18 protein-coding genes are annotated in these 19,111 nt (G+C 61.5%); 3 read left to right on the forward strand and 15 right to left on the reverse strand.

Annotation, left to right across the window (positions count from 1 at the left end; genetic code table 11):
- Nucleotides 1-162: 162 nt before the first annotated feature.
- The 9 genes from BLR85_RS18500 to BLR85_RS18540 form a co-directional block, all read right to left on the reverse strand.
- Nucleotides 163-1,071, reverse strand: a complete 909-nt coding sequence (locus tag BLR85_RS18500) for an NAD-dependent epimerase/dehydratase family protein (protein ID WP_093160260.1) — start codon at nt 1,069-1,071, stop codon at nt 163-165.
- Nucleotides 1,068-2,279 carry a hypothetical protein gene (locus BLR85_RS18505; RefSeq protein WP_093160265.1) on the reverse strand — a complete coding sequence of 404 codons (1,212 nt, stop codon included), beginning with the start codon at nt 2,277-2,279 and terminating at the stop codon, nt 1,068-1,070. The genes BLR85_RS18500 and BLR85_RS18505 overlap by 4 nt, the downstream gene beginning before the upstream one ends.
- A gap of 43 nt (nt 2,280-2,322) precedes the next feature.
- Nucleotides 2,323-3,207 carry a D-2-hydroxyacid dehydrogenase gene (locus BLR85_RS18510; protein WP_212635107.1) on the reverse strand — a complete coding sequence of 295 codons (885 nt, stop codon included), beginning with the start codon at nt 3,205-3,207 and terminating at the stop codon, nt 2,323-2,325.
- A gap of 77 nt (nt 3,208-3,284) precedes the next feature.
- The gene (locus tag BLR85_RS18515; protein ID WP_170844630.1) at nt 3,285-4,238 is read right to left on the reverse strand and encodes an NAD(P)-dependent oxidoreductase; all 954 of its coding nucleotides are present in this window, start codon (nt 4,236-4,238) and stop codon (nt 3,285-3,287) included.
- 22 nt (nt 4,239-4,260) lie between these two features.
- Nucleotides 4,261-5,169, reverse strand: coding sequence for an ABC transporter permease (locus BLR85_RS18520; protein WP_212635108.1), 909 nt, complete (start codon nt 5,167-5,169; stop codon nt 4,261-4,263).
- Nucleotides 5,166-6,116 carry an ABC transporter permease gene (locus BLR85_RS18525; RefSeq protein ID WP_093160279.1) on the reverse strand — a complete coding sequence of 317 codons (951 nt, stop codon included), beginning with the start codon at nt 6,114-6,116 and terminating at the stop codon, nt 5,166-5,168. Before BLR85_RS18525 ends, BLR85_RS18520 begins: the two co-directional genes overlap by 4 nt.
- Nucleotides 6,113-7,123, reverse strand: coding sequence for an ABC transporter ATP-binding protein (locus tag BLR85_RS18530; protein ID WP_093160285.1), 1,011 nt, complete (start codon nt 7,121-7,123; stop codon nt 6,113-6,115). The genes BLR85_RS18525 and BLR85_RS18530 overlap by 4 nt, the downstream gene beginning before the upstream one ends.
- Nucleotides 7,113-8,126 (reverse strand): ABC transporter ATP-binding protein, encoded by a 1,014-nt coding sequence (locus BLR85_RS18535; protein ID WP_093160290.1) that lies wholly within the window; start codon nt 8,124-8,126, stop codon nt 7,113-7,115. Before BLR85_RS18535 ends, BLR85_RS18530 begins: the two co-directional genes overlap by 11 nt.
- Before the next feature lie 75 nt (nt 8,127-8,201).
- Nucleotides 8,202-9,707, reverse strand: coding sequence for an ABC transporter substrate-binding protein (locus tag BLR85_RS18540; protein ID WP_093160295.1), 1,506 nt, complete (start codon nt 9,705-9,707; stop codon nt 8,202-8,204).
- A 394-nt stretch (nt 9,708-10,101) separates the two neighbouring features.
- Between BLR85_RS18540 and BLR85_RS18545 the strand changes: the two genes are divergently transcribed.
- The 3 genes from BLR85_RS18545 to BLR85_RS18555 all read left to right on the forward strand — a co-directional run bounded on the left by BLR85_RS18545 (nt 10,102) and on the right by BLR85_RS18555 (nt 13,624).
- A complete protein-coding gene (locus BLR85_RS18545; protein WP_093160298.1) occupies nt 10,102-11,247 on the forward strand; it encodes an amidohydrolase/deacetylase family metallohydrolase in 1,146 nt (381 codons plus the stop codon).
- A 128-nt stretch (nt 11,248-11,375) separates the two neighbouring features.
- Nucleotides 11,376-12,500, forward strand: a complete 1,125-nt coding sequence (locus BLR85_RS18550) for a DSD1 family PLP-dependent enzyme (RefSeq protein ID WP_093160303.1) — start codon at nt 11,376-11,378, stop codon at nt 12,498-12,500.
- Between the two features lie 65 nt (nt 12,501-12,565).
- Nucleotides 12,566-13,624 carry a D-TA family PLP-dependent enzyme gene (locus BLR85_RS18555; RefSeq protein WP_093160308.1) on the forward strand — a complete coding sequence of 353 codons (1,059 nt, stop codon included), beginning with the start codon at nt 12,566-12,568 and terminating at the stop codon, nt 13,622-13,624.
- A 40-nt stretch (nt 13,625-13,664) separates the two neighbouring features.
- Here the strand turns inward: BLR85_RS18555 and BLR85_RS18560 are convergent, their stop codons facing one another.
- From BLR85_RS18560 to BLR85_RS18585, 6 genes are all read right to left on the reverse strand, one after another.
- Nucleotides 13,665-14,810, reverse strand: coding sequence for an amidohydrolase/deacetylase family metallohydrolase (locus tag BLR85_RS18560; RefSeq protein ID WP_093160312.1), 1,146 nt, complete (start codon nt 14,808-14,810; stop codon nt 13,665-13,667).
- A gap of 50 nt (nt 14,811-14,860) precedes the next feature.
- Nucleotides 14,861-15,226 carry a RidA family protein gene (locus BLR85_RS18565; protein ID WP_093160316.1) on the reverse strand — a complete coding sequence of 122 codons (366 nt, stop codon included), beginning with the start codon at nt 15,224-15,226 and terminating at the stop codon, nt 14,861-14,863.
- Nucleotides 15,227-15,351: 125 nt separating this feature from the next.
- Nucleotides 15,352-16,317 carry an ABC transporter ATP-binding protein gene (locus tag BLR85_RS18570; RefSeq protein WP_170844631.1) on the reverse strand — a complete coding sequence of 322 codons (966 nt, stop codon included), beginning with the start codon at nt 16,315-16,317 and terminating at the stop codon, nt 15,352-15,354.
- On the reverse strand, nt 16,314-17,285 hold the full coding sequence (locus BLR85_RS18575) for an ABC transporter ATP-binding protein (protein WP_093160321.1): 972 nt from the start codon (nt 17,283-17,285) through the stop codon (nt 16,314-16,316). Before BLR85_RS18575 ends, BLR85_RS18570 begins: the two co-directional genes overlap by 4 nt.
- 2 nt (nt 17,286-17,287) lie before the next feature.
- Nucleotides 17,288-18,148 carry an ABC transporter permease gene (locus BLR85_RS18580; RefSeq protein ID WP_093160326.1) on the reverse strand — a complete coding sequence of 287 codons (861 nt, stop codon included), beginning with the start codon at nt 18,146-18,148 and terminating at the stop codon, nt 17,288-17,290.
- Complete coding sequence (locus BLR85_RS18585; RefSeq protein ID WP_093160331.1) at nt 18,145-19,092, reverse strand: ABC transporter permease; 948 nt, start codon at nt 19,090-19,092, stop codon at nt 18,145-18,147. The genes BLR85_RS18580 and BLR85_RS18585 overlap by 4 nt, the downstream gene beginning before the upstream one ends.
- Between the last annotated feature and the right edge of the window lie 19 nt (nt 19,093-19,111).

Raw genomic sequence — 19,111 nt, forward strand, 5'->3', positions numbered from 1 at the left:
GGTGCTGACATGATCCATCCTCCCAAACAGGATGAATCACAGATCAGGCTTCAACGGAATCCCAACGATTCAGGTTTTTGGCGGTACGCTTTAAGAAGGACTCAAAGTCGATAAAGGTTCCGACATCAGAATCGCGTCCGCTTCGGGCGGCAAAGAGAAGAGTCAAATTCCGACCCTACCGGAGCATCTGCCCGACCGAAGAACGCGGTCGATGTCGTCCGCATAAAGGAGTTCGGAATCGTCCCTTGGTGTATAGCCGAGCTTGCTGCGTGCGGTTTCCAGTGACCAGAAGGCGCGCGTGTTGTCTGATATTCCGAAAACGACGAGCCATGGGACGCCATCTATTCCTTCGATCTCGGGTGACTCGGCCGCCGCGCGAAATAGTTCTGCACAGTCGTGGGGGCTGAGATATGCGCCGAGCGCTCGTTTAAATCCCGCTACTCCGGTCGGTTTCGGCAGAGAGGTTGTCTGTGTCGCGCCAGTTGCGAGGAACTTCTCTGCATTAATGGAATAGGGCGAACCGATGCGCAGGTGAACGACCTCCAGCTTGCGGCCAAAACTGCCGCAGGCATAGGGAAAACCGAGCAGTTCATATGACGCCTTGGCCCAGCCGTAGAAATTGTCCGACAGTGGGTAATCGGATTCGGTGATCAACTCGCGCCGACGGCTATGGACTTGGCTGTGCTCGTACCAATCGCAGGCGTGGTTGGACGAAACCATCACGACGCGCCGCACTCCTGCGTCATAGGCGCTGCGATAAACCCTTTGCGCGATGCGGATGTTGTCCATTTCGGTGTCGAACCGGTCGATCTGCGGTGGTTCCAACCCATAGACATCGCCTTTCTCCGAGGAATGGATATAGGCGCTGTGAATGACCACCTCGACACCGTGGAAAAGCTCCGCGAGCTTGTCGTCTTCGTCCCGAAGCAGATCGCATTCGGCGAAGCAGGTGCTGTCGGGGAGCGACTTGGGACACGCTCTGTCGGTGAGCAGAAGGTCGTGCCGCTCGGCAATCTTGGCCAACCCCATCTGAGCCACGTGGCCTGAGGCGCCGGTGACGAGAATTTTCATGTCTGTTTCTCCCCTTCCTTGAGCGCGGCCGCGATCCAATCGAGACGATCGAGCGGCATCATGGCGTAGTGGTAGAAGGCAAGGTTATTGGCGCCCGCCGTGCGGGCCGCCTGCGTTTTGGCGCGCAAGTCGATTGGTGTCTTGCAATCTATCGCTAGTGGGCGAAGCGCAACGGCCATCCGCGTTTCTGTACCCAGGGCTTCGCGGTACTGGCGCAATTGGACCGACAATTCCTCGGCGGTGCCCGTGTAACCGAGAACGACGTATTCGTCGCTTGTCGCCGCGACGTCCGCAGGATCGATGCCTAGCAGGTTTCGGGCGATGCCGACCACGTCATCGCTCGCGCTCACTCCCGGCAACGCATGATGCATCGCGCCCGCGTGGTCCATGAAGGACAACTCAACCCCCGCAGGAACGAGTTCCGACCTCACCTCGGCCACCAGCGACGATACGACCGAGCAGCGTTGCCGACAAAACCGCCGAAGATCCTCGCCCAGATCCGGTCGTTTCGGCGTTAGCCGACCCTGCCAGATCGGGTCAAGGGCGCGATGTATGGCCTGTGCCAGGGCCTTCATGTCGATGCCGGCCTGCTCTCCCGCTTCCTGGCAATGTGAGCAGAAGCAAAGCGACATCAGGCCCCGTGCCCAGCCGGGCAGGGCGATTAGATAACGTTCATGGTGTTCGCCATGTTCCAGCGTCCGATAGTGGAGCGCTTCGGCCAGCAGCCGCCGGACCGGGTATCTCGCGATTTCCCGCGCCAGAGCCCGGCAGTAGTTCCGGACGTCGGGATTGGCCGGACAAAGATCGGACAGGTGGGGATCGCCATAGACATTGTGTATGGCGCAATCCGGGAGGGCCGTGGCCAGGCGCGAGTTGTGAAGGAAGATCGTCCAGGCGCTGACACTGATGTCACGCTCGCCGGCTGCAACGCAAAGATCTTCCAGCACGTCGTTTCCGTCAGCGGCATCTGCCAGCTTGGGAACGAAACCCTCCGGGTAGATGTCGGGCCGAGGCTTGAACCAGGCAATATCTCCTTCGTGGCGGTATACGCGATAGCGCGGGTTGTGGGGGAAGACATCGCGCGCATCGTGGTAGGTGGCAGACAGGATCACGTCAGTGGCACCGGCGCGGAGCTGCAAGGCATCGAGGACATGGCCGGTGCCTTCGTGGCGCAGATCGGTCCCGAATATGAAAACGGATGTTTGCATTCCGATTAATCCCGTTGCAACGCGCGGTCGTTCGTCGATGCCGTCAATACCATAAGGACTTGTCCACGAGATTGATCAGCTCTTGTCCCGCCGTGAAACGCTTGGCGTTTTCGCACAGTACCGCAAGGCGTCGTTCGGGAATGTAGGGGCCGACGACAGCGACATGCGGCGTGAGGATGGCGCGCTCTTCTTTCCATAACGGATGATCAGGCGGGAGCGGTTCCTGCTCGAAAACGTCCAGACCCACTCCGCGCAACCGGCCCGACTGCAAGGCCTCGGTAACCGCATCCAGTCGCACCGTGGCACCGCGACCGATATTGATCAACAAGGCGGAGGATTTCATCAGCGCCAGCCTTTTGTCGTCGAACATCCCCTCGCTCTCGGGCGTGTGCGGCAGTGTGAGAACGACCGCGTCGGCCCGTGGGAGAATACGGTCGAGCTCCGCAGGCTTGTGCATTTCCTGTAAACCCTCGGGGCAGTCCGTGCGGCGGGGATCTATGCCGATCACCCGGGCGCCGAAGGTGGCCACCATCCGACCGATCTCGGCACCGATACCACCGACCCCGATCACGAGAACGGTGCTTTCGGGCAAGTGCAGTATGTCCTGATCGTCCAGATAACGCACCCACGCCCCGGTGGGTTGCTGGCGCATGTAGGGGGGCAGATTGCGTGCAAGGCTCAGCAACATCGTTACCGCGTGGGTGGCGACGTGGTCGTTGTAGATACCGCGGTAGTTCGTGACCTGGACGGGGTGAGCCACCAGTTCAGGAGAGAAAAACCCGGCGGGCGGCGCCGCCATCGGCGCCTGCAGCCAGCGCAGCTTTCCGGCGAGAGATAGGAGTTCGGGGTCAAGCGTCCCGTAGGCGCCATCTGCTTCCGGCAACAGCCGTATCGCGGCCTCACGGTCAGGCGCGATCTGAACGGTCAATGTCGGCGCCGCCTCAGACACGGCCCTTGCCCAGGCCTCGGTCAATTCGTCTGTTGGTGGAAGGATTACGAAGTTGCTCATCTTGGCCCCTTTGAGACGTCGTGGCCGAGCCGGTTGACCCATTGGGCGCCGCGGCCCGTGAACGCGGCCAGGTTCTTTTCGAATATCGCTCCCCAACGCCGACCGAAGCCCGGGCTGGCACCGGCGTTGTGCGCGGTCACGATGACCTTGGGATTGCTCCAGAGCCGGGAGTCGGTCGGCAAGGGTTCGACAGCGGTCACATCCAGGCCGGCGCCGCGGAGCGCACCGGTTTCAAGCGCTGCGAGCAGCGCCGGCTCGTCGATCAGGCTGCCGCGACCGATGTTCACAATCCAGCCATCTGCCAGAGCTTCCAACTCCGACGCGCCAATCACCGGGCGGCCGTCGGGGCGCGCCGGCGAGGCCAGCACAACGATATCGGCCCACGCGCAGAGCGCCTGAAGCTGGTCGGCGCCGCGCACATCTTCGACCCTTCCATCGTAGGTTGAGGGATCGCGTTTAATGCCGGCCACGGACATGCCCCAGTCGAGCGCGCGCTGCGCGATCATATCGCCGATCCGGCCCAGACCGACGACCAACAGCTTGCGTCCCGCTAGTTCATCGCCGACCATCGGTTGCCATCGCGCATGTTCCATGTTTCGTGAAGCCTCTCCAATCCGACGTGTCAGGCCGAGCAGCAAGGCAAAGGCGTGTTCAGTGACGCAGTTCGTATGCACGCCGGCGGCGGTTGACAGCACGATGCCCTGCGCATCGAAACGGTCGAGCGGGTACTGTTCGAAGCCTGCCCCGGTCCCGGCGATCCAGCGCAATGACGGCGTCAGAAACTCCGTGCGCCAGGTATGCGTGACAAGGACCGTTCCGCCCGCCGCCAGCGCCTCGGCGACACCGGCATCATCAGCGGGACACATTGCCTCAATGTCTGTTCGCGTGATAAGAAAATCACGCACGCCGGGGGGCAGGGCGTGGTGCAGGACAACTATGGGCGTGTTCATTGTGCGGTTCATGTGAGAGCGGTTATAGAAGGGTGTCGGGGTTTTTGCCGATGCTGCTGTGATTGGGGTCGAGCACATCGCGGATGGCGTCTCCCAACACGTTGAAGGCCAGCATGAGCAAGACCAGCGCTACAGTGGGCCAGATAACCAACCAGGGCGCTATTGTGATGAAGTCGCGTCCCTTGGACAGCATGCTGCCCCAGTCGGCCTGCGGCGGGCTGACGCCCAGTCCGAGAAAGCTGAGCGATGCATAGGCCAACTGCGCAGTCGACATGCTCAGTGCGGCCAGCACGATCACGGGCGGCAGAACGTTGGGAAGGATGTGACGGATCAGGATGACCGGCGTGCTGACACCGGCCAGACGTGCGGCATCGAGGAACTCGCTGCTCTTGATGCTCAACGCGCTTGCCCGGGCCATGCGGGCGAAGCGCGGGGAATAAACGATCGCGATCGCCAGAGACGCGTTGAACAGACCCGGTCCCAGAACCGCGACAAGAATGATCGCCAGTAGAAGGGTGGGAAATGCGAACAGCACATCCTGGCTTCGGTTCAGCACCGCGTCGACATACCCGCCGAAATACCCGGAAACGACGCCGATGACGACTCCAACCGCCATCGCGATCGAGACCGAGAGGAATGCCACGGCCACCGCGATGCGCGATCCGTCGATGACCCGGCTCAACGTGTCGCGGCCCAATTCGTCTGTGCCGAACCAGTGCGAGGCCGAAGGTGAAGACAGCAGGCTTACATAGTCGTTCGCGTTGGGGTCGTAAGGCGCAACGAAACGGCCAAACGCAGCCAGAAAGATGAACAGCAACATGATCGCCAAGCCGAAGGCGCCGCCTTTGTGGCGCAACAGTTGATCCAGGAGCATCGGCCGACCCAGGCGATGGCCGGGCATTTGGGTGTCGGGGGAAACGGTCATGGTCATCGCCCTCTCTGACGCGGGTCGAGGAGTGGATAAAGCATGTCGACCAGTGCATTGATGATGACGAAGGCCGTTGCAAAGACCAGCGTAGTCGCGCTGACCATCGGGTAGTCACGTGTATTTATCGCTTCGAGCATTCCGCGCCCGAGGCCGGGCAGGCTGAAAATCTGCTCGACCACGATCAGGCCGCCAAGCAGGATGCCAAGCTGGAAACCGATGAAAGTCACGATGGGCGGCAGGGCGTTGCGTAGTGCGTGAAGGTACTCGATGCGTTTCTCCCGCACCCCCACAGCGCGGGCGGTCACGACATAATGGCTGTGCAAGACCTCGAGCATGGCGCCGCGTGTCATCTGCATGGTCATGGCGGTGATCGGAAAGGCGATGGTTAGAAGCGGCATCGCCATCGAACGTATGTGCATCATCGGGTCCTCTGCCCAGGGCGTGAACGACACGCGGAATAGATCAGGTGCCCAGCGAGAGCCGACCAGAAGAAGCAGGATGCCGATCACGAAGATCGGAACGGAGAAGGTAACCAGCAGCGAGGTTCGAATTAGAATGTCCAGGCGTTTGTTGGCGTGAACTGCCGCCACAATGCCTGCCGGAAGGCCGATGAGCGTTGAAACCAGGAGTGTCAGCAGCGCGAGTTCGAGCGATACCGGGATCTGCTGGAGCAAGTCGGCCGCCACCGTTCTTCCCGTGATGGGAGATGTCCCGAAATCGCCTTGGAGCGCGTTTGTCAGCCAAAAAAAGTATTGAACAACCAGTGGCTTGTCGAGGCCAAGCTTTCGGCGCACCTCTTCGAACTGCTCTTCGGTCGCTCCTTCCTGTCCGACGATCACACTGGTCAGATCGCCGGGGATCAGCGCCCCAAAGGCGAAAACCAGCGCCGAGACCGCCAGCAGAACCGTTGCCATGCCCAGCAGGCGTATTCCAATGACCCGCAGCATCATGCGACCCCCTCCGACACAACCTGGGTTTGGGAGCTGGAGCCAGCAAAGTGGCAGGCCACGAGATGTCCGTCCCCGGTATCGCGCAGTGACGGTTTCTGTTTGCGGCACTGGTCGGTGGCCAGCGGGCAGCGCGTGTGGAACCGACAACCAACTGGCGGGTTGATCGGGCTTGGCACATCACCCCGCAAGAGCGTGTCTCCACGTGCACGCTCGTGTATCGGGTCGGGAAGCAGCGTGGCATTGCGCAGCGCTTGGGAATACGGGTGCAGGGGACGGCTGGCGAAGACCGTGGAGTCAGAGGCCTCCACCACTTCACCGAGATACATCACGATCACCCGGTGGCTGATGGCTTGCACCGCGGCAAGATCATGGCTGATAAAGATGTATGATGTGCCCAGTTCTTTCTGGAGGTCCAGCAGAAGGTTCAGGATCTGCGCCTGCAGTGAGATGTCCAGCGAGGCAATGGACTCGTCGTGAACCACGATTGCAGGATCGGCGATAAGTGCCCTTGCGATGGACGCTCTCTGCTGCTGGCCCCCTGACAGCTGGTGCGGTTTGCGGTCGGCCATCTGCGGATCAAGACCGACAAGCGTCAGCATCCGTTCAACCGCCTCGGCGGTCTTTCGGATGCCCTTGGCTTGGAGCGGTTCGGACACGCTGGCGCCCACGGTGCGGCGCGGGTTCATCGATCCGGCCGGGTTCTGGAACACCATCTGGAATTTGCGCCTGCGCTCGCGTCCTGCTGCCCCTGATGCCCAGATGTCGCCCCCCTCAATCAGAATGCGTCCGTCCGTGGGTTCCAGCAAGCCCACGATCAGGCGTGCCAGCGTGGATTTTCCACATCCGGATTCTCCGACGATACCGAGCGACTCGCCGGCCTCCAGGTGCAGCGAAACATCATCGACAGCACGCAGTACGCCGTTTTCACGGCTGCCAAGCTGGCGAACATTGAACTGTCGTTTCAGGTTTTTCACCTGAAGCAGCGGAATGGTGCCGTCAGTTGGCATCCGTGGTCTCCGTCAAGCTTTTCGTTTCTGTCAGCAGTTCGCCATTCTGCGTTTTCCAGCAGCGCGCCTTGTGGCGGTCGGCCACCGCCAGAAGATCGGGGTGTGCATCGCAGCGCGAGTCGGCAAAAACGCAGCGCGGCCGAAACCGGCAGCCCGTTGGAAGCTGAGCCATGTTCGGCGGGGATCCGGGAAGAGTCGGCGTCTTCTGTCGCGGCCGGTCGGGATTGGGGATCGAGCGAAGGAGGCCCCTGGTGTAAGGATGCCGGGAACTGGCGAAGAGCTCGTCGACCGGCGCTTCCTCGACGATCTCTCCTGCATACATGACCGCCACCCGATCGCACATGTTGGCTACCACGCCCATATTGTGGGTGATCAGCAGCAAGGCGGTGCCGTGCTCGCGGGTCAGGGTTTTCATCAGGCTCAGCACCTGGGCCTGAATGGTCACGTCCAGCGCGGTGGTCGGTTCGTCCGCGATCAGCAATTGCGGATCGTTGATCATCCCCATTGCGATCACCACGCGCTGACGCATTCCACCAGACATCTGGTGTGGAAACGACGCGGCCTGGCGCTGGGGGTCCGGCATGCCTACATCCGCCAGGGCCCGATGAATGCGGGTGTCGACGTCGCTGCGCTTGTCGTGCGCCGTGATCGCTTCGCGCATCTGCCAACCGACGGAAAAGGATGGGTTCAGTGCGGTCATCGGGTTCTGGAACACCATCCCGCATTCCTTACCGCGGCGGCGTCGCAGCTCCTCGTTGCGGAGAGTGAGCATATCGCTGCCGTTCAACTCGATCGCGCCTCTCACGATCCTTCCCGGCTTTGGAACGAGACCAAGCACGGACATGGCGGTTACGCTCTTGCCCGATCCGGATTCGCCGACCAGCCCCAGGGTCTCTCCGGGAGCGACCTCAAACGAAACGCCGTCCACGGCGGTCACGGCACCTTGGCCTGTGTGGAACCGGGTCGTCAGGTTTTCGACCCTCAGGACAGGACGGTTGTTCACGTTTGCGATCCGGTCAGTCTGATGTTTCGGTGTATGGACCCGTCCGCTGGGTGCGGACGGGTTTCGGTTCCGGGATTACTTCAAGGCAACGTCGGCCAGGAAAGTTCGCGAGATCGTCGCGTCCGGTTCGGCCGAGACCACGTTGTCGGAATAGGCGACCCAGGCATTGCGGGAGGCGACGGTGATGTCCGGGAAAACCAGGTCGTCCTGCATCACCGCCACCTTTGCCAGCATGGCCGGATATTCGGCTGCCGGACCGCTCGTGGCCGCGCCGATGAGGTCGACCATTTCCTGCGGTGTCGGGCCCTGGCGGCCGGGCCGCGGCATGAGATAGAACAGCGGATCCGCCTGGAAAGCGTATTCGTTGGTCATGATCTCGTAATTCGCGGAGTTCTGTTTATCCAGCCAGACGGCGGTCTGGTTGGCCTCGATGGTAACGCGGATTCCCGCCTCGGCCATCTGGCCCTTCAGGATTTCCGCGAAACGATCCAGATAGGTGGCATATCCCGCAAGGTGGTTGAGGGTGATGTCGATACCATCCGGATAGCCGGCCTTTGCCAGAAGTTCCTTGGCCTGTTCGATATCCTGCTTTTGGTATTTCAGCTCATCGAGGTTTGGCCCCCAGGCGTAGGCGGGAGGAATCTGCGCGCTCGGGCTGGCTTCGCTCAGAAACGCCCCGGCGACGATCTCGTCTCGGTTGAGTGACAACGACATCGCCCGGCGGAAGTCGGGGTTGCTGAAGGGTTCGAGATTAGTGTTGATGTTCAACCGCACGGTGTTGGTCGAGGCGACGGCAACAGTAGTCACCTCCGGCACACGCGTGAGTTGCAGCATGCTTTCGGCGCTCGGGAACATGAGGTCGATCTGGCCCGACAGCATGGCCGCTATTTGCGCCGATTGCTCAGGCATGTAGCGGATCTTCAGGGTCTCGACCTTGGCCGCCTCTTCGGAATCCCAGTAGTTTTCGTTGCGCGTCAGCACCAACTCGCTGTTGGGAGCGTAGGATACCAGCGCGAACGGACCGGTGCCGAGCATCTCCTGCTTGGGGTCATGGCTTGTCACCCAATCGGCTTTCATGATGGCCGAGCCCACAACGAAGGGGCTCCCAAGGTTCAGCATGAAACCTGCATCCGGGCCACTGAGGGTGAAGCGAACCGTGGTGTCATCGACCTTCTCGACAGAAGTCAGCGACTTGAACCGGTCCTGCGCATAGGGCAGGCCATCGGCCTTGAGGCGTTCGAACGAGAATACGACGTCCTCGGGCGTGACCGAACTTCCGTCCGAGAACTTGGTGCCGCCGCGCAATGTGAAGTCGTACACCGTCCCGGTTTCGTCGATTTCCCAGCTGCTCGCGAGTAACGGCGTCAGGCTGCCATCCAGTTCCGCGCGCACCAGCCCTTCATATACAAGCTGCCACACATACCAGGTGCGGATCTGCGACGACTGGATAGGGTCGAATGTTTGGGGCGCCACGTCTTCGGCAACGATAAGCGCCGTCGCGCGGTCCTGGGCCAGTACGGCGGTGCCGGCCAATATGCTGGCTGTCGCCAACCCTGCCAACTTCCGAAATGCAATCCGCATGTGAGTTCCTCTCCTGTTGTTGCGGCGGAAACCGGTTCGATAGGCTGTCGGTGAAACCGTTTGTCAGGCCTGCGCGAGTTTCCGGCGCGATTGGCCGTCCAAGTCGGAAAATGACTGGAGCTGAACTTAGTGTTGATGACTGAGCAGGGAGCAGGCCAATGCCGTTTTGGAATTTGTCTATTCTCGGAGAGCATGGAGGAAATCGGCGGCTTGATCCGCTCAGGGCCGGCTATGACAATTAAGCATTGACCGATCCAGATAAGGCATTTGCGGCGCGCTGGAGATTGGTTTTCGTTGAAAGAAAGCAGCACAAGCCAGATCTCGGAACACCGCATGCGTCGGACGAGGCCGGCGGGGGCGTCACCACGGATTCAGGACAACAGGATGAACAACGATGTATGATCTGCTCCTCAAAGGTGGCCGGTTGATCGACCCTTCTCAGAACATGGACGGGACGTTCGATGTGGCATTCGCCGACGGCAAGGTCGCCGCGATCGAGGCAGATATCGACGCAACCCTATCCAGAGACGTGCGTGACGTTACCGGCAAGATCGTCAGCCCCGGGCTGATCGATTTGCACACCCATGTCTATTGGGGAGGAACGTCGCTGGGAGTCGATGCCGAAACCATCGCGCGGCGCAGCGGTACAACGACCTTCGTCGACGCGGGCAGCGCGGGAGCGGGAAATATCGCCGGTTTCAGGAAGCACGTGATCGAGCCTTCAGCCCCGCGCATCCTGGCCTATCTCAATATCTCGTTTCCCGGAATCTATGCGTTCTCGAAAACGGTGATGGTTGGCGAGTGCGAGAATCTTAGGCTTCTCGATGCGCGCGAGTGCTTGCGGGCTGCACGCGAGCATCTGGATATCATCGTTGGAATGAAGGCGCGCGTCGGGGCCCGCGCCGGGGGCAGTTCCGGCATGGCGCCTTTGTCGCTGGCGATCGAGGTTGCCGATGCGCTCGGGCTGCCGGTCATGGCCCATATCGACAATCCGCCGCCCACGCGCGACGAGGTCCTGGCCGCGCTGCGACCGGGCGATATCCTGACGCATTGCTACCGGCCGTTCCCGAACGCACCGATCCACGGAGACCGTACGATCCGCCAGGAGATACTAGAGGCGCGCGACCGGGGGATCATCTTCGATATCGGGCACGGTTATGGCGGATTCAGTTTCGAATCCGGGGTGGCGATGCTGGAAGAGGGGATAAAACCCGATGTGCTCAGCAGTGACGTGCATGTGCTATGCGTCGATGGTCCGGCCTATGATGTTCTGGCGGTCATGTCCAAGTTCATGGCCCTGGGGATGACGCTGACCGAGGTGATTGCCGCGGCGACGATCAATCCAGCCAGGGCCATTCGGCGCGAGGATATCGGCACGCTCAAGGTCGGGGCGGCGGGCGATGCGACCATCGTCGTCGAACGCAGAGGGCGCTTCGAGCATACCGATGCCGTCGGCGAAACCATCACCTCCGACACCCGGCTCGAACACGATGGAATCGTGATCGGGGGAGCGTGGTGGCAGGACGCGGCGGAGACCTGATTGCGAAACGCAACGATAGGTGCACTCCTCTGCCCAGAGTTTTTACTAAGAAGCCGCTCGCTGCCGGCTTCGCACGCGGATCTCCGGTCGTGTTCGGTCGCTGCAGCGCAGATTGAAGGAGCCATTTCATGCCGCAATGCCCCGCCGCCCGTATCGGTGACAAGCGAGACGACATTGACACCCCCGCTCTGGTCGTCGATCTCGACGCGCTGGAGGCCAATATCGCGTATATGGCGGAGTTCGCCGCCGCCAGCGGCGTTCGGCTGCGCCCTCATGCAAAGACGCATAAATGTTCGGCCATCGCGCGGCTCCAGATCGAGGCGGGAGCCGTCGGGGTGTGTTGCCAGAAGGTCGGCGAGGCCGAGGCCATGGCCAATGGCGGTGTCTCCGACGTCCTGGTGACGAACGAAGTGGTCGGAGCGAGGAAGCTCGAAAGACTGGCCGCCTTGTCCAAGCGAATTACAGTGGCCGTTTGTGCGGACAATGCGGAGAACGTCGATGCGCTCGACGCCGCTGCGGCAAAGTATGACACTGTGCTATCCGTCCTTGTCGAAGTCGATGTCGGGGCCGGACGCTGTGGCGTGCGCCCGGGCGAGGAGGCGCTGGATCTCGCCCGGCGCATCAATTCTGCTCCGAACCTCAGGTTCGGCGGCATTCAAGCTTATCACGGGCCGGCCCAGCATGTGCGAAGCCACGAAGAACGGGCGCTAACCATTGCAAAAGGCGGCGACGCGCTGCGCCACACGCTGGAGCTGCTGAAAGCCGACGGGTTGGAATGTGACATCGTGGGCGGGGCGGGAACCGGCAGTTACGCTTTCGAGGCCGCGAGTGGCCTGTGGAATGAACTGCAGGTCGGCTCCTACGTGTTCATGGATCACGATTATGCCCTGAACCTCGATGCCTCTGGCGGCCCGGTCGATACGTTCCGCCACAGCTTGACGATCAAGACAACGGTGATGAGCACGCCCAGCCCCACACTGGTTGCCACCGATGCCGGTCTCAAGGCTTACACAACGGATTGTGGGCTGCCCGCCCTGGTTGATCGCCCGCATGGCTCGATTTTCAAGGCGGCGGACGAACACACGATGATCTCCTTTTCCGAGCCCGAAGTGCGGCCAGCCCTGGGCGAGGCTCTTTACCTGATACCCGGGCATTGCGATCCGACCGTCAACCTGCACGACTGGATCATCGGGGTGAGGGACGATCGCGTGGAGTGCTTGTGGCCCGTCGATGCGCGCGGAGCGGTTTTCTGATCGGATTCCGAGACAAAACGGCGCCTGAAGCCATGGCCATGACGAAAATGAGGGAGAAAGACAGCATGTCTCTGGATGGGATCGATACCCCCGCAGTGCTCGTGGACCTGGACAAGGCGGAGGCAAATATTCGGGCATTCCAGGCCTACGCAGATCGGCATGGGCTGAAGGTTCGGCCCCACATCAAGACACACAAACTGCCGCGCTTGGCAGCTTACCAGGTAGCGCAGGGCGCGGTGGGGATCACGTGCCAGAAGGTGTCCGAAGCCGAGGCGATGGTGGTGGGAGGCGAGGTGGACGATGTCCTGATCACCTACAACATCCTTGGCGAAAAAAAGCTGCGCCGGCTGCGCGCATTGTCGGAGCGCATCCGGCTTTCGGTGGTTGCCGACAATCTCGTCGTGGCAGAGGGGCTGAGCGCGACCTTTCGGGGCGCCGAGGGGCCGCTGGATGTCCTGGTGGAGTGCAATACCGGCGCCGATCGCTGCGGCGTGGAAAGCCCGGAGGCGGCGGCGGAACTGGCGAAGGCGATCGAGGCCATGCCGGGGCTTCGGTTCGCGGGGTTGATGACCTATCCACCAATAGGCAAACCCGGAGCCGTGGCGGACTGGCTCGGCCGGGCAAAGGCATTGATCGAGGCAGAGGGGATCGGCGTTCCCACGATCTCGTCGGGCGGCTCGCCGGACATCTGGAAGGCACACGAGATGCCGTTGGCAACCGAGTACCGTGTCGGGACCTACGTCTACAACGACGGGTTTCTCGTCGGGCAGGGAACCTGCGCGTGGGAGGATTGCGCGCTGACCGTTCTGGCGACGGTCGTTTCCGTTCCTGCGGAGAATCGCGCGGTCATCGACGCCGGATCCAAGGTGCTGACCTCCGACCTGCTAGGGCTGGAGGGACATGGCCGCATACTCGGGCGTCCCGACCTTGCGATCGACCAACTCAGCGAAGAACACGGCCGGATCGTTTCCGAAGGTCCGGTTGGCCTCGCGGTCGGGCAACGCCTGCGAATTGTCCCGAACCACGCTTGCGTGGTGTCGAACATGCTCGATCAGGTCGAACTGGTAAGGGGGGAGACGTATCTGGGATCAACGCCGGTGGCAGCACGTGGAAAGGTCTGGTGACCTCCGACGCCTCGGCCGAGGGTCGCCTTCCGACCCGCCCTCAGCCCGATTGCGGCCTTTCGAACCACTTGCCGCCGATCACGCAACCCTCGGCAAAGATCCGGCGCTCGCTGGTCACCGTTTCACCCTCAACGTCCTCAAGCTCGAAGGCGCCGGTTTGCACTGACAGCACCGAGGCGTCCCCGACAGCCCCGACCCGTAGCGTTCCGAGATCGGGCCGCTGCAGGGCCTTCGCCGGGGTTTCCGTGGTGGCGCGGATGACCTCATTGAGGTCCATGCCAAGTGGCAGGAACTTGGACATCGTGGTCACGAGATCGTAGGCGGGGCCGTCGATGCACAACGCGTGGACATCGCTGGAAATCACGTCGGGCAGGAAACCTGCCGCCACCATTCCGCGCGCGGTTTTCCACCCGAAGGAGCCCATGCCGTGACCGATGTCGAATATCACGCCCCGCTCCCGCGCCGCCAGGACCTCGGGTTTGACTCGCCCATCCCGCGATAGCGGTGAATTCGGGAAAGGACGGAAGCAGTGTGTCAGGATATCACCCGGCCGCAGCATATCGACGACCGCCTCGTAGCTGGGCGGGGGCTCGTCGATATGGCACATGAGCGGCAACCCGGTTTCGTCAGCTACCTGAAGCGCAACGATCAGCGGGTCGATGCCGGACGGGCCGGACGCGTGATGGCCGACCCGGACCTTGATGCCGATGATGTTCTCCGGATCCGACCCGGCCACCTCGACCGCTTCGCGCGGCGCCATGAGGCGCATGTCGTGACTTTCGCCCACCATGACCGTCCGTGAGAATCCAAAGATCCCCGCAAAGGAAACGTGCAGGTATACGAGAATGCGCGATCTGGCGGGTTCGATGACATGTTTGCGAAACCCCGCATAGGAGCCGGGACCGGCGCTGCCGGTATCCACTGTCGTGGTCACGGCGGACGCGCGGGCATAGTCATCGGCGTCGATCCCGAGCGAAGTGCCGCCCCAGTAGACATGGGTGTGCAGGTCGATCAGGCCCGGTGTGACGATCAGCCCGCCAAGATCAGCGGTTTCCTTTGCCTCGCCATTCAAGGCCCCCCCGATCGCGGCGACGCGGCCGTCCCTGAAGGCTACATCGCATGGTCCGTCGATACCCTGCGACGGATCGATCACGTGGGCGTTTCGGAGCAGAAGATCGAAGGTCATACGATTGAAGCCTTGCAGAGGGTGACGAGGAAACGTGATGCCGTTGCGGTTCAGGCGGGCTTGTAGGCGACTGCCTCGATCTCGACGGCAATGTCGATCATCAGCCGCGATTCCGCGGTGGACCGGGCCGGCGGATCGGATGGAAAGGATTCGGCATAGGCCGCGTTGAATTCGGAGAAGTCATCGCGGTCACGTAGCCAGACGGTCGTCTTGACAACGTCGGCGAGCGTGCAGCCGGCCATCTCCAGGCAGGCTTCGATGTTCTTCATGACCTGGCGGGTCTCGGCCTTAACGCCGCCTGGCACGACATTGCCGCTGCCATCGACCGGCACCTGGCCGGATACGAACACGAAATCGCCGCAGCGAACGGCCGGCGAGAGTGGCACATGCGAGGTGCCGAAGCATTGCTTGCTCATTGGGATCTCCTCTTTATTGCAAGTCGAATTGATGCACCCGGCTCGGGAGGGTGCGATGTCTTATGAACAGTGCCGCGACTTTCCGACCTTTCGGGGACACCAGAAATTTTGCGGCATGGCAACGGTCAAGCATGGTGGCAGGCGACCTTTCGTCCAATTCCGTTTTTCCGGAGTTCTGGTCGCGTCGTCCGGCACAAATCGGTCGCAAGCGGGCAGCGGTCGTGAAACGCACAGCCGGATACATCGGCGAATCGGCTGGGTGGTTCTCCCTTCTCGATGCCACCGGAAACCCTTTTGTTCGGATTGATAAGCGGAACCGAGGCGATGAGAAGTTGTGTGTATGGGTGTTGCGGGTTGGCGAACAGCCCGGGACCATCCGCCAGTTCGACCATGTTTCCCATGTACATGACTGCGACCCGGTCGCTGATCTGGGCCACGACGCCAAGGTCGTGGGAAATGAACACCATCGTCAGCCCCATCTCGTCCTTCAAGTCGGCCAGCAGGTTGAGCACCTGCGCCTGGATCGAGACATCGAGTGCCGATACAGGCTCGTCGGCGATGATCAGGTCCGGTGTGGGCAGAAGGGCGCGCGCAATTCCAACGCGCTGGCGCTGACCGCCGCTCAGTTGGTGGGGGAAGCGGTTGGCAAAGGAGGCGTCGAGCCCGACTTGCTCCAGTGTTCGTGCAATGCGTTCCTCCCTGTCCCTGCGGCTGTCAAAGACGCCGTGGATATCGCCGGTCTCGCCAACTGAATCGCCGATCGTGCGTCTGGGGTTGAGCGAGGCATATGGGTCTTGAAACACCATACGAACCTTGAGCCGCAGCTTCCGCATCTGCTGGCGGTCCGAGGTAAAGATGTCGTTGCCGTTGAGTTCCGCCACACCGCTATCTGCCGTTGTCAGCCGAATGATCGTTCTTCCGACAGTCGTCTTGCCGCAGCCGGTTTCACCAACGATGCCGAGTGTCTCGCCGCGCCGGACATCGAGCGAGATATCGTTGACGGCGTGGATCTTGTAGGTCTTGCCCTTGCGACGCGCGGTGAAGGTCTTTTGCAGGTTCTTAAGCGACAGAATGGTTTCCATGCGGCTCATGATGCGCCTCGCGCGATTGGGAAGTGGCACTGCGCAGAATGAAGCGGTCCGTCGACCACTTTGGCTGGCGTGTCGGTCGTGCAAACCGCCTGGGCGTGGCGGCAACGGGGAGCGAACCGGCACCCCTTTGTAATCTCGCCCGGTTTTGGTGCCTGGCCCGGGATCGTCTGGAAACGCCGGTGCCCGGCGGACGGGTCCGGTACGCAGTTCATCAGTCCCGAGGTGTAGGGATGCAAAGGTACGTTGAAGAGCCGCTCAACAGGCCCGTTCTCGACGATTTTGCCACCATACATGACGGAGACGCTGTCGGCGAGTTCCGAGACCACCCCGAGGTCATGGGTAATGAACAGAACGCCCATGTCGAAGGTGTCGCAAAGTTCCCGGATCAAGCTGAGCACCTGCATCTGAACCGTCACGTCGAGCGCGGTCGTGGGTTCATCGGCGATCAGCACCTGCGGCCGGCAGGCCAGCGCGATTGCGATCATGACCCGCTGCCGCATCCCGCCAGACAGTTCATGTGGATACGCAGTGAGTTGAAGCCGTGCGTCAGGGATGCGGACCATCTCCAGCAATTCCTGCGCCCGGTTTCGCGCCGTGATGCCGGTTGAGCCATCATGCACACGCACCGCTTCCACGATCTGATCGCCGATAGGAACCACGGGGTTGAGCGAAGTCATCGGCTCCTGGAAGATCATGGATACACCACCGTGGCCCCGTTCCACGCGCAGGTAGGGCGGTTCCTCGGTAATGTCGGCTCCATCGAGTTCAATAGACCCGCCGCGAACCCAAAGTTGCGGATGCGGCAGCAAGCCCATTACAGCCAGCGAGGTGATGCTCTTGCCGCTGCCGGATTCCCCGACAAGTCCGAGCACTTTCCTGCGTTCGATCTCAAAGGAGACGTCTGAAACGATGTCGACCCTGGAGGCTCCCTTGCCACCCGAGACGACCAGATTTCGTACCGTGAGCATGGTTATCGCCCCCTATTGCCGAGCATCTCACGGAAACGCGGATCCATCCGGTCGCGAAGTGCGTCGCCGACGAGGTTGAGAGAGAAGGCGGTCAACACGATCATCAGCCCCGGGTAAAACAGCAGCCACGGTGCCCGGGTGATATAAATTCGGGATTCCGCCAGCATGTTGCCCCAGCTTGGTACTTCGGGCGGCGCGCCGAGGCCGAGGAAATCGAGGGAGGCTGCGCCGAGCTGGGCAAAGGCGAAGACAAAGCTAGCCTGCACCAGCAGGGGCGAGATCATGTTGGGCAGAACGTGCTTGCGGATGATCCAGAACGTACTGGCGCCCATGGAATTCGCCGCCTCGACATAGGTCTCCTCCCTTAGCCGCAGGGAAACGCCATAGGTGATACGGGCGGTGGTCGTCAGATAGACTATTCCGATTGCCAGGATGGCGTTGGCAACGCTCTGGCCCAGAATGACGATCAGCCCGAGCGCCATCAGCAATGACGGAAAGGCCATCATGACGTCGACCATTCGCATGAGAACGCGTCCCAGCCGCGGGTACAGCGCCGAGAGAATACCGATTGGCACGCCGGTGGCGAGCGCGAAGCTGACCACGCCGACGCCGATCAGCAACGCCAGTCGGGAACCATAGATCACTCGGCTGAACGTGTCGCGGCCGAAGTGGTCAGTGCCGAACCAGTGTTCCCAGCTCGGGGGGCTCAGCCGGTTTATCGGCTCTATCTGTTCCGGCGGGTAGTGGACCAGGACATTGGCGCCAAGGGCCGCCACGATGATGACCACAAGGTAGACGAGGCCGAGCATCGCGAGCGGACGGGTTGCGAAGAGGTCGAAGAAGGGGCGCAATGAGCGGGTCATTCGAGCTCCACTCTTGGATCGAGATAACGATAGGAGATGTCCACCAGCAGGTTGATGATCAGGTAGAGGCAAACGATGACGAGGATCACGCCCTGGATCACCGGGTAATCGCGGCGCAGGATAGATTGCACCACCAGGCGCCCAATGCCCGGCAAGGCAAAGACGGTTTCGGTCACGACCGCCTCGGATATCAGCGCAGCGAACGTGAAGCCGAAAGCCGAAACGACAGCGAGCAGGGCGTTGCGTAGAATATGCCGGATCACCACACGTTGCGGGCGGATTCCCTTGGATCGCGCGGTGCGTACGTAGTCCTCCTTGGCGACGTCGAGCATGCTTGCGCGGGTCAGCCGGAGTATCAGCGCCGCGTTTGGTGCCGCGAGCGTCAGGCTCGGAAGAAGAAGGTAGCGCAGGTTCGACAACCCGCCTTCCTCGAAGATCGAGGGGTATCCCGAACTCGGCAGCCAGCCCAGATTCGCCGCGAATATCAGGATCAGGTAGAGGCCAACCCAGAATGTCGGGATGGACGCCAGCAACATGGCAATGCCCGACAGGCCCTGATCGATCCAGGTGCCATGGCGCGTTGCCGCCAGCACGCCCACGGGTACACCCAGAAGGACGATCCAGACCATGGTCACGCAGGCCAGCAGAATGCTGGTTTCGGCCCCGTCGCGGATGATCAGGGTAACTGGATCCTGAAAGAAGATGGAAGTGCCTAGGTCTCCCTGCAACACATTGCCGACCCAGTAGAAATACTGGGTGACAATAGACCGATCGAGGCCGAGTCGCGTGCGCAGCGCCTCGACCTGTTCCGGAGTAGCCTCATCCCCCAGAAGAACGTAGATAGGGTCGCCGGGGATGAGGTGTATGAAGACGAAGATGACGACCGACGCGGCGGCAAGCGTCGCCAGCGCCGCGCCGGTGCGTCTCAGGACATAGAATAGCATCGTCGTCCCGGTTTCCTTT

The organism is Aliiruegeria lutimaris (assembly GCF_900099935.1).
In the GTDB taxonomy this organism is placed as follows: domain Bacteria; phylum Pseudomonadota; class Alphaproteobacteria; order Rhodobacterales; family Rhodobacteraceae; genus Tropicimonas; species Tropicimonas lutimaris.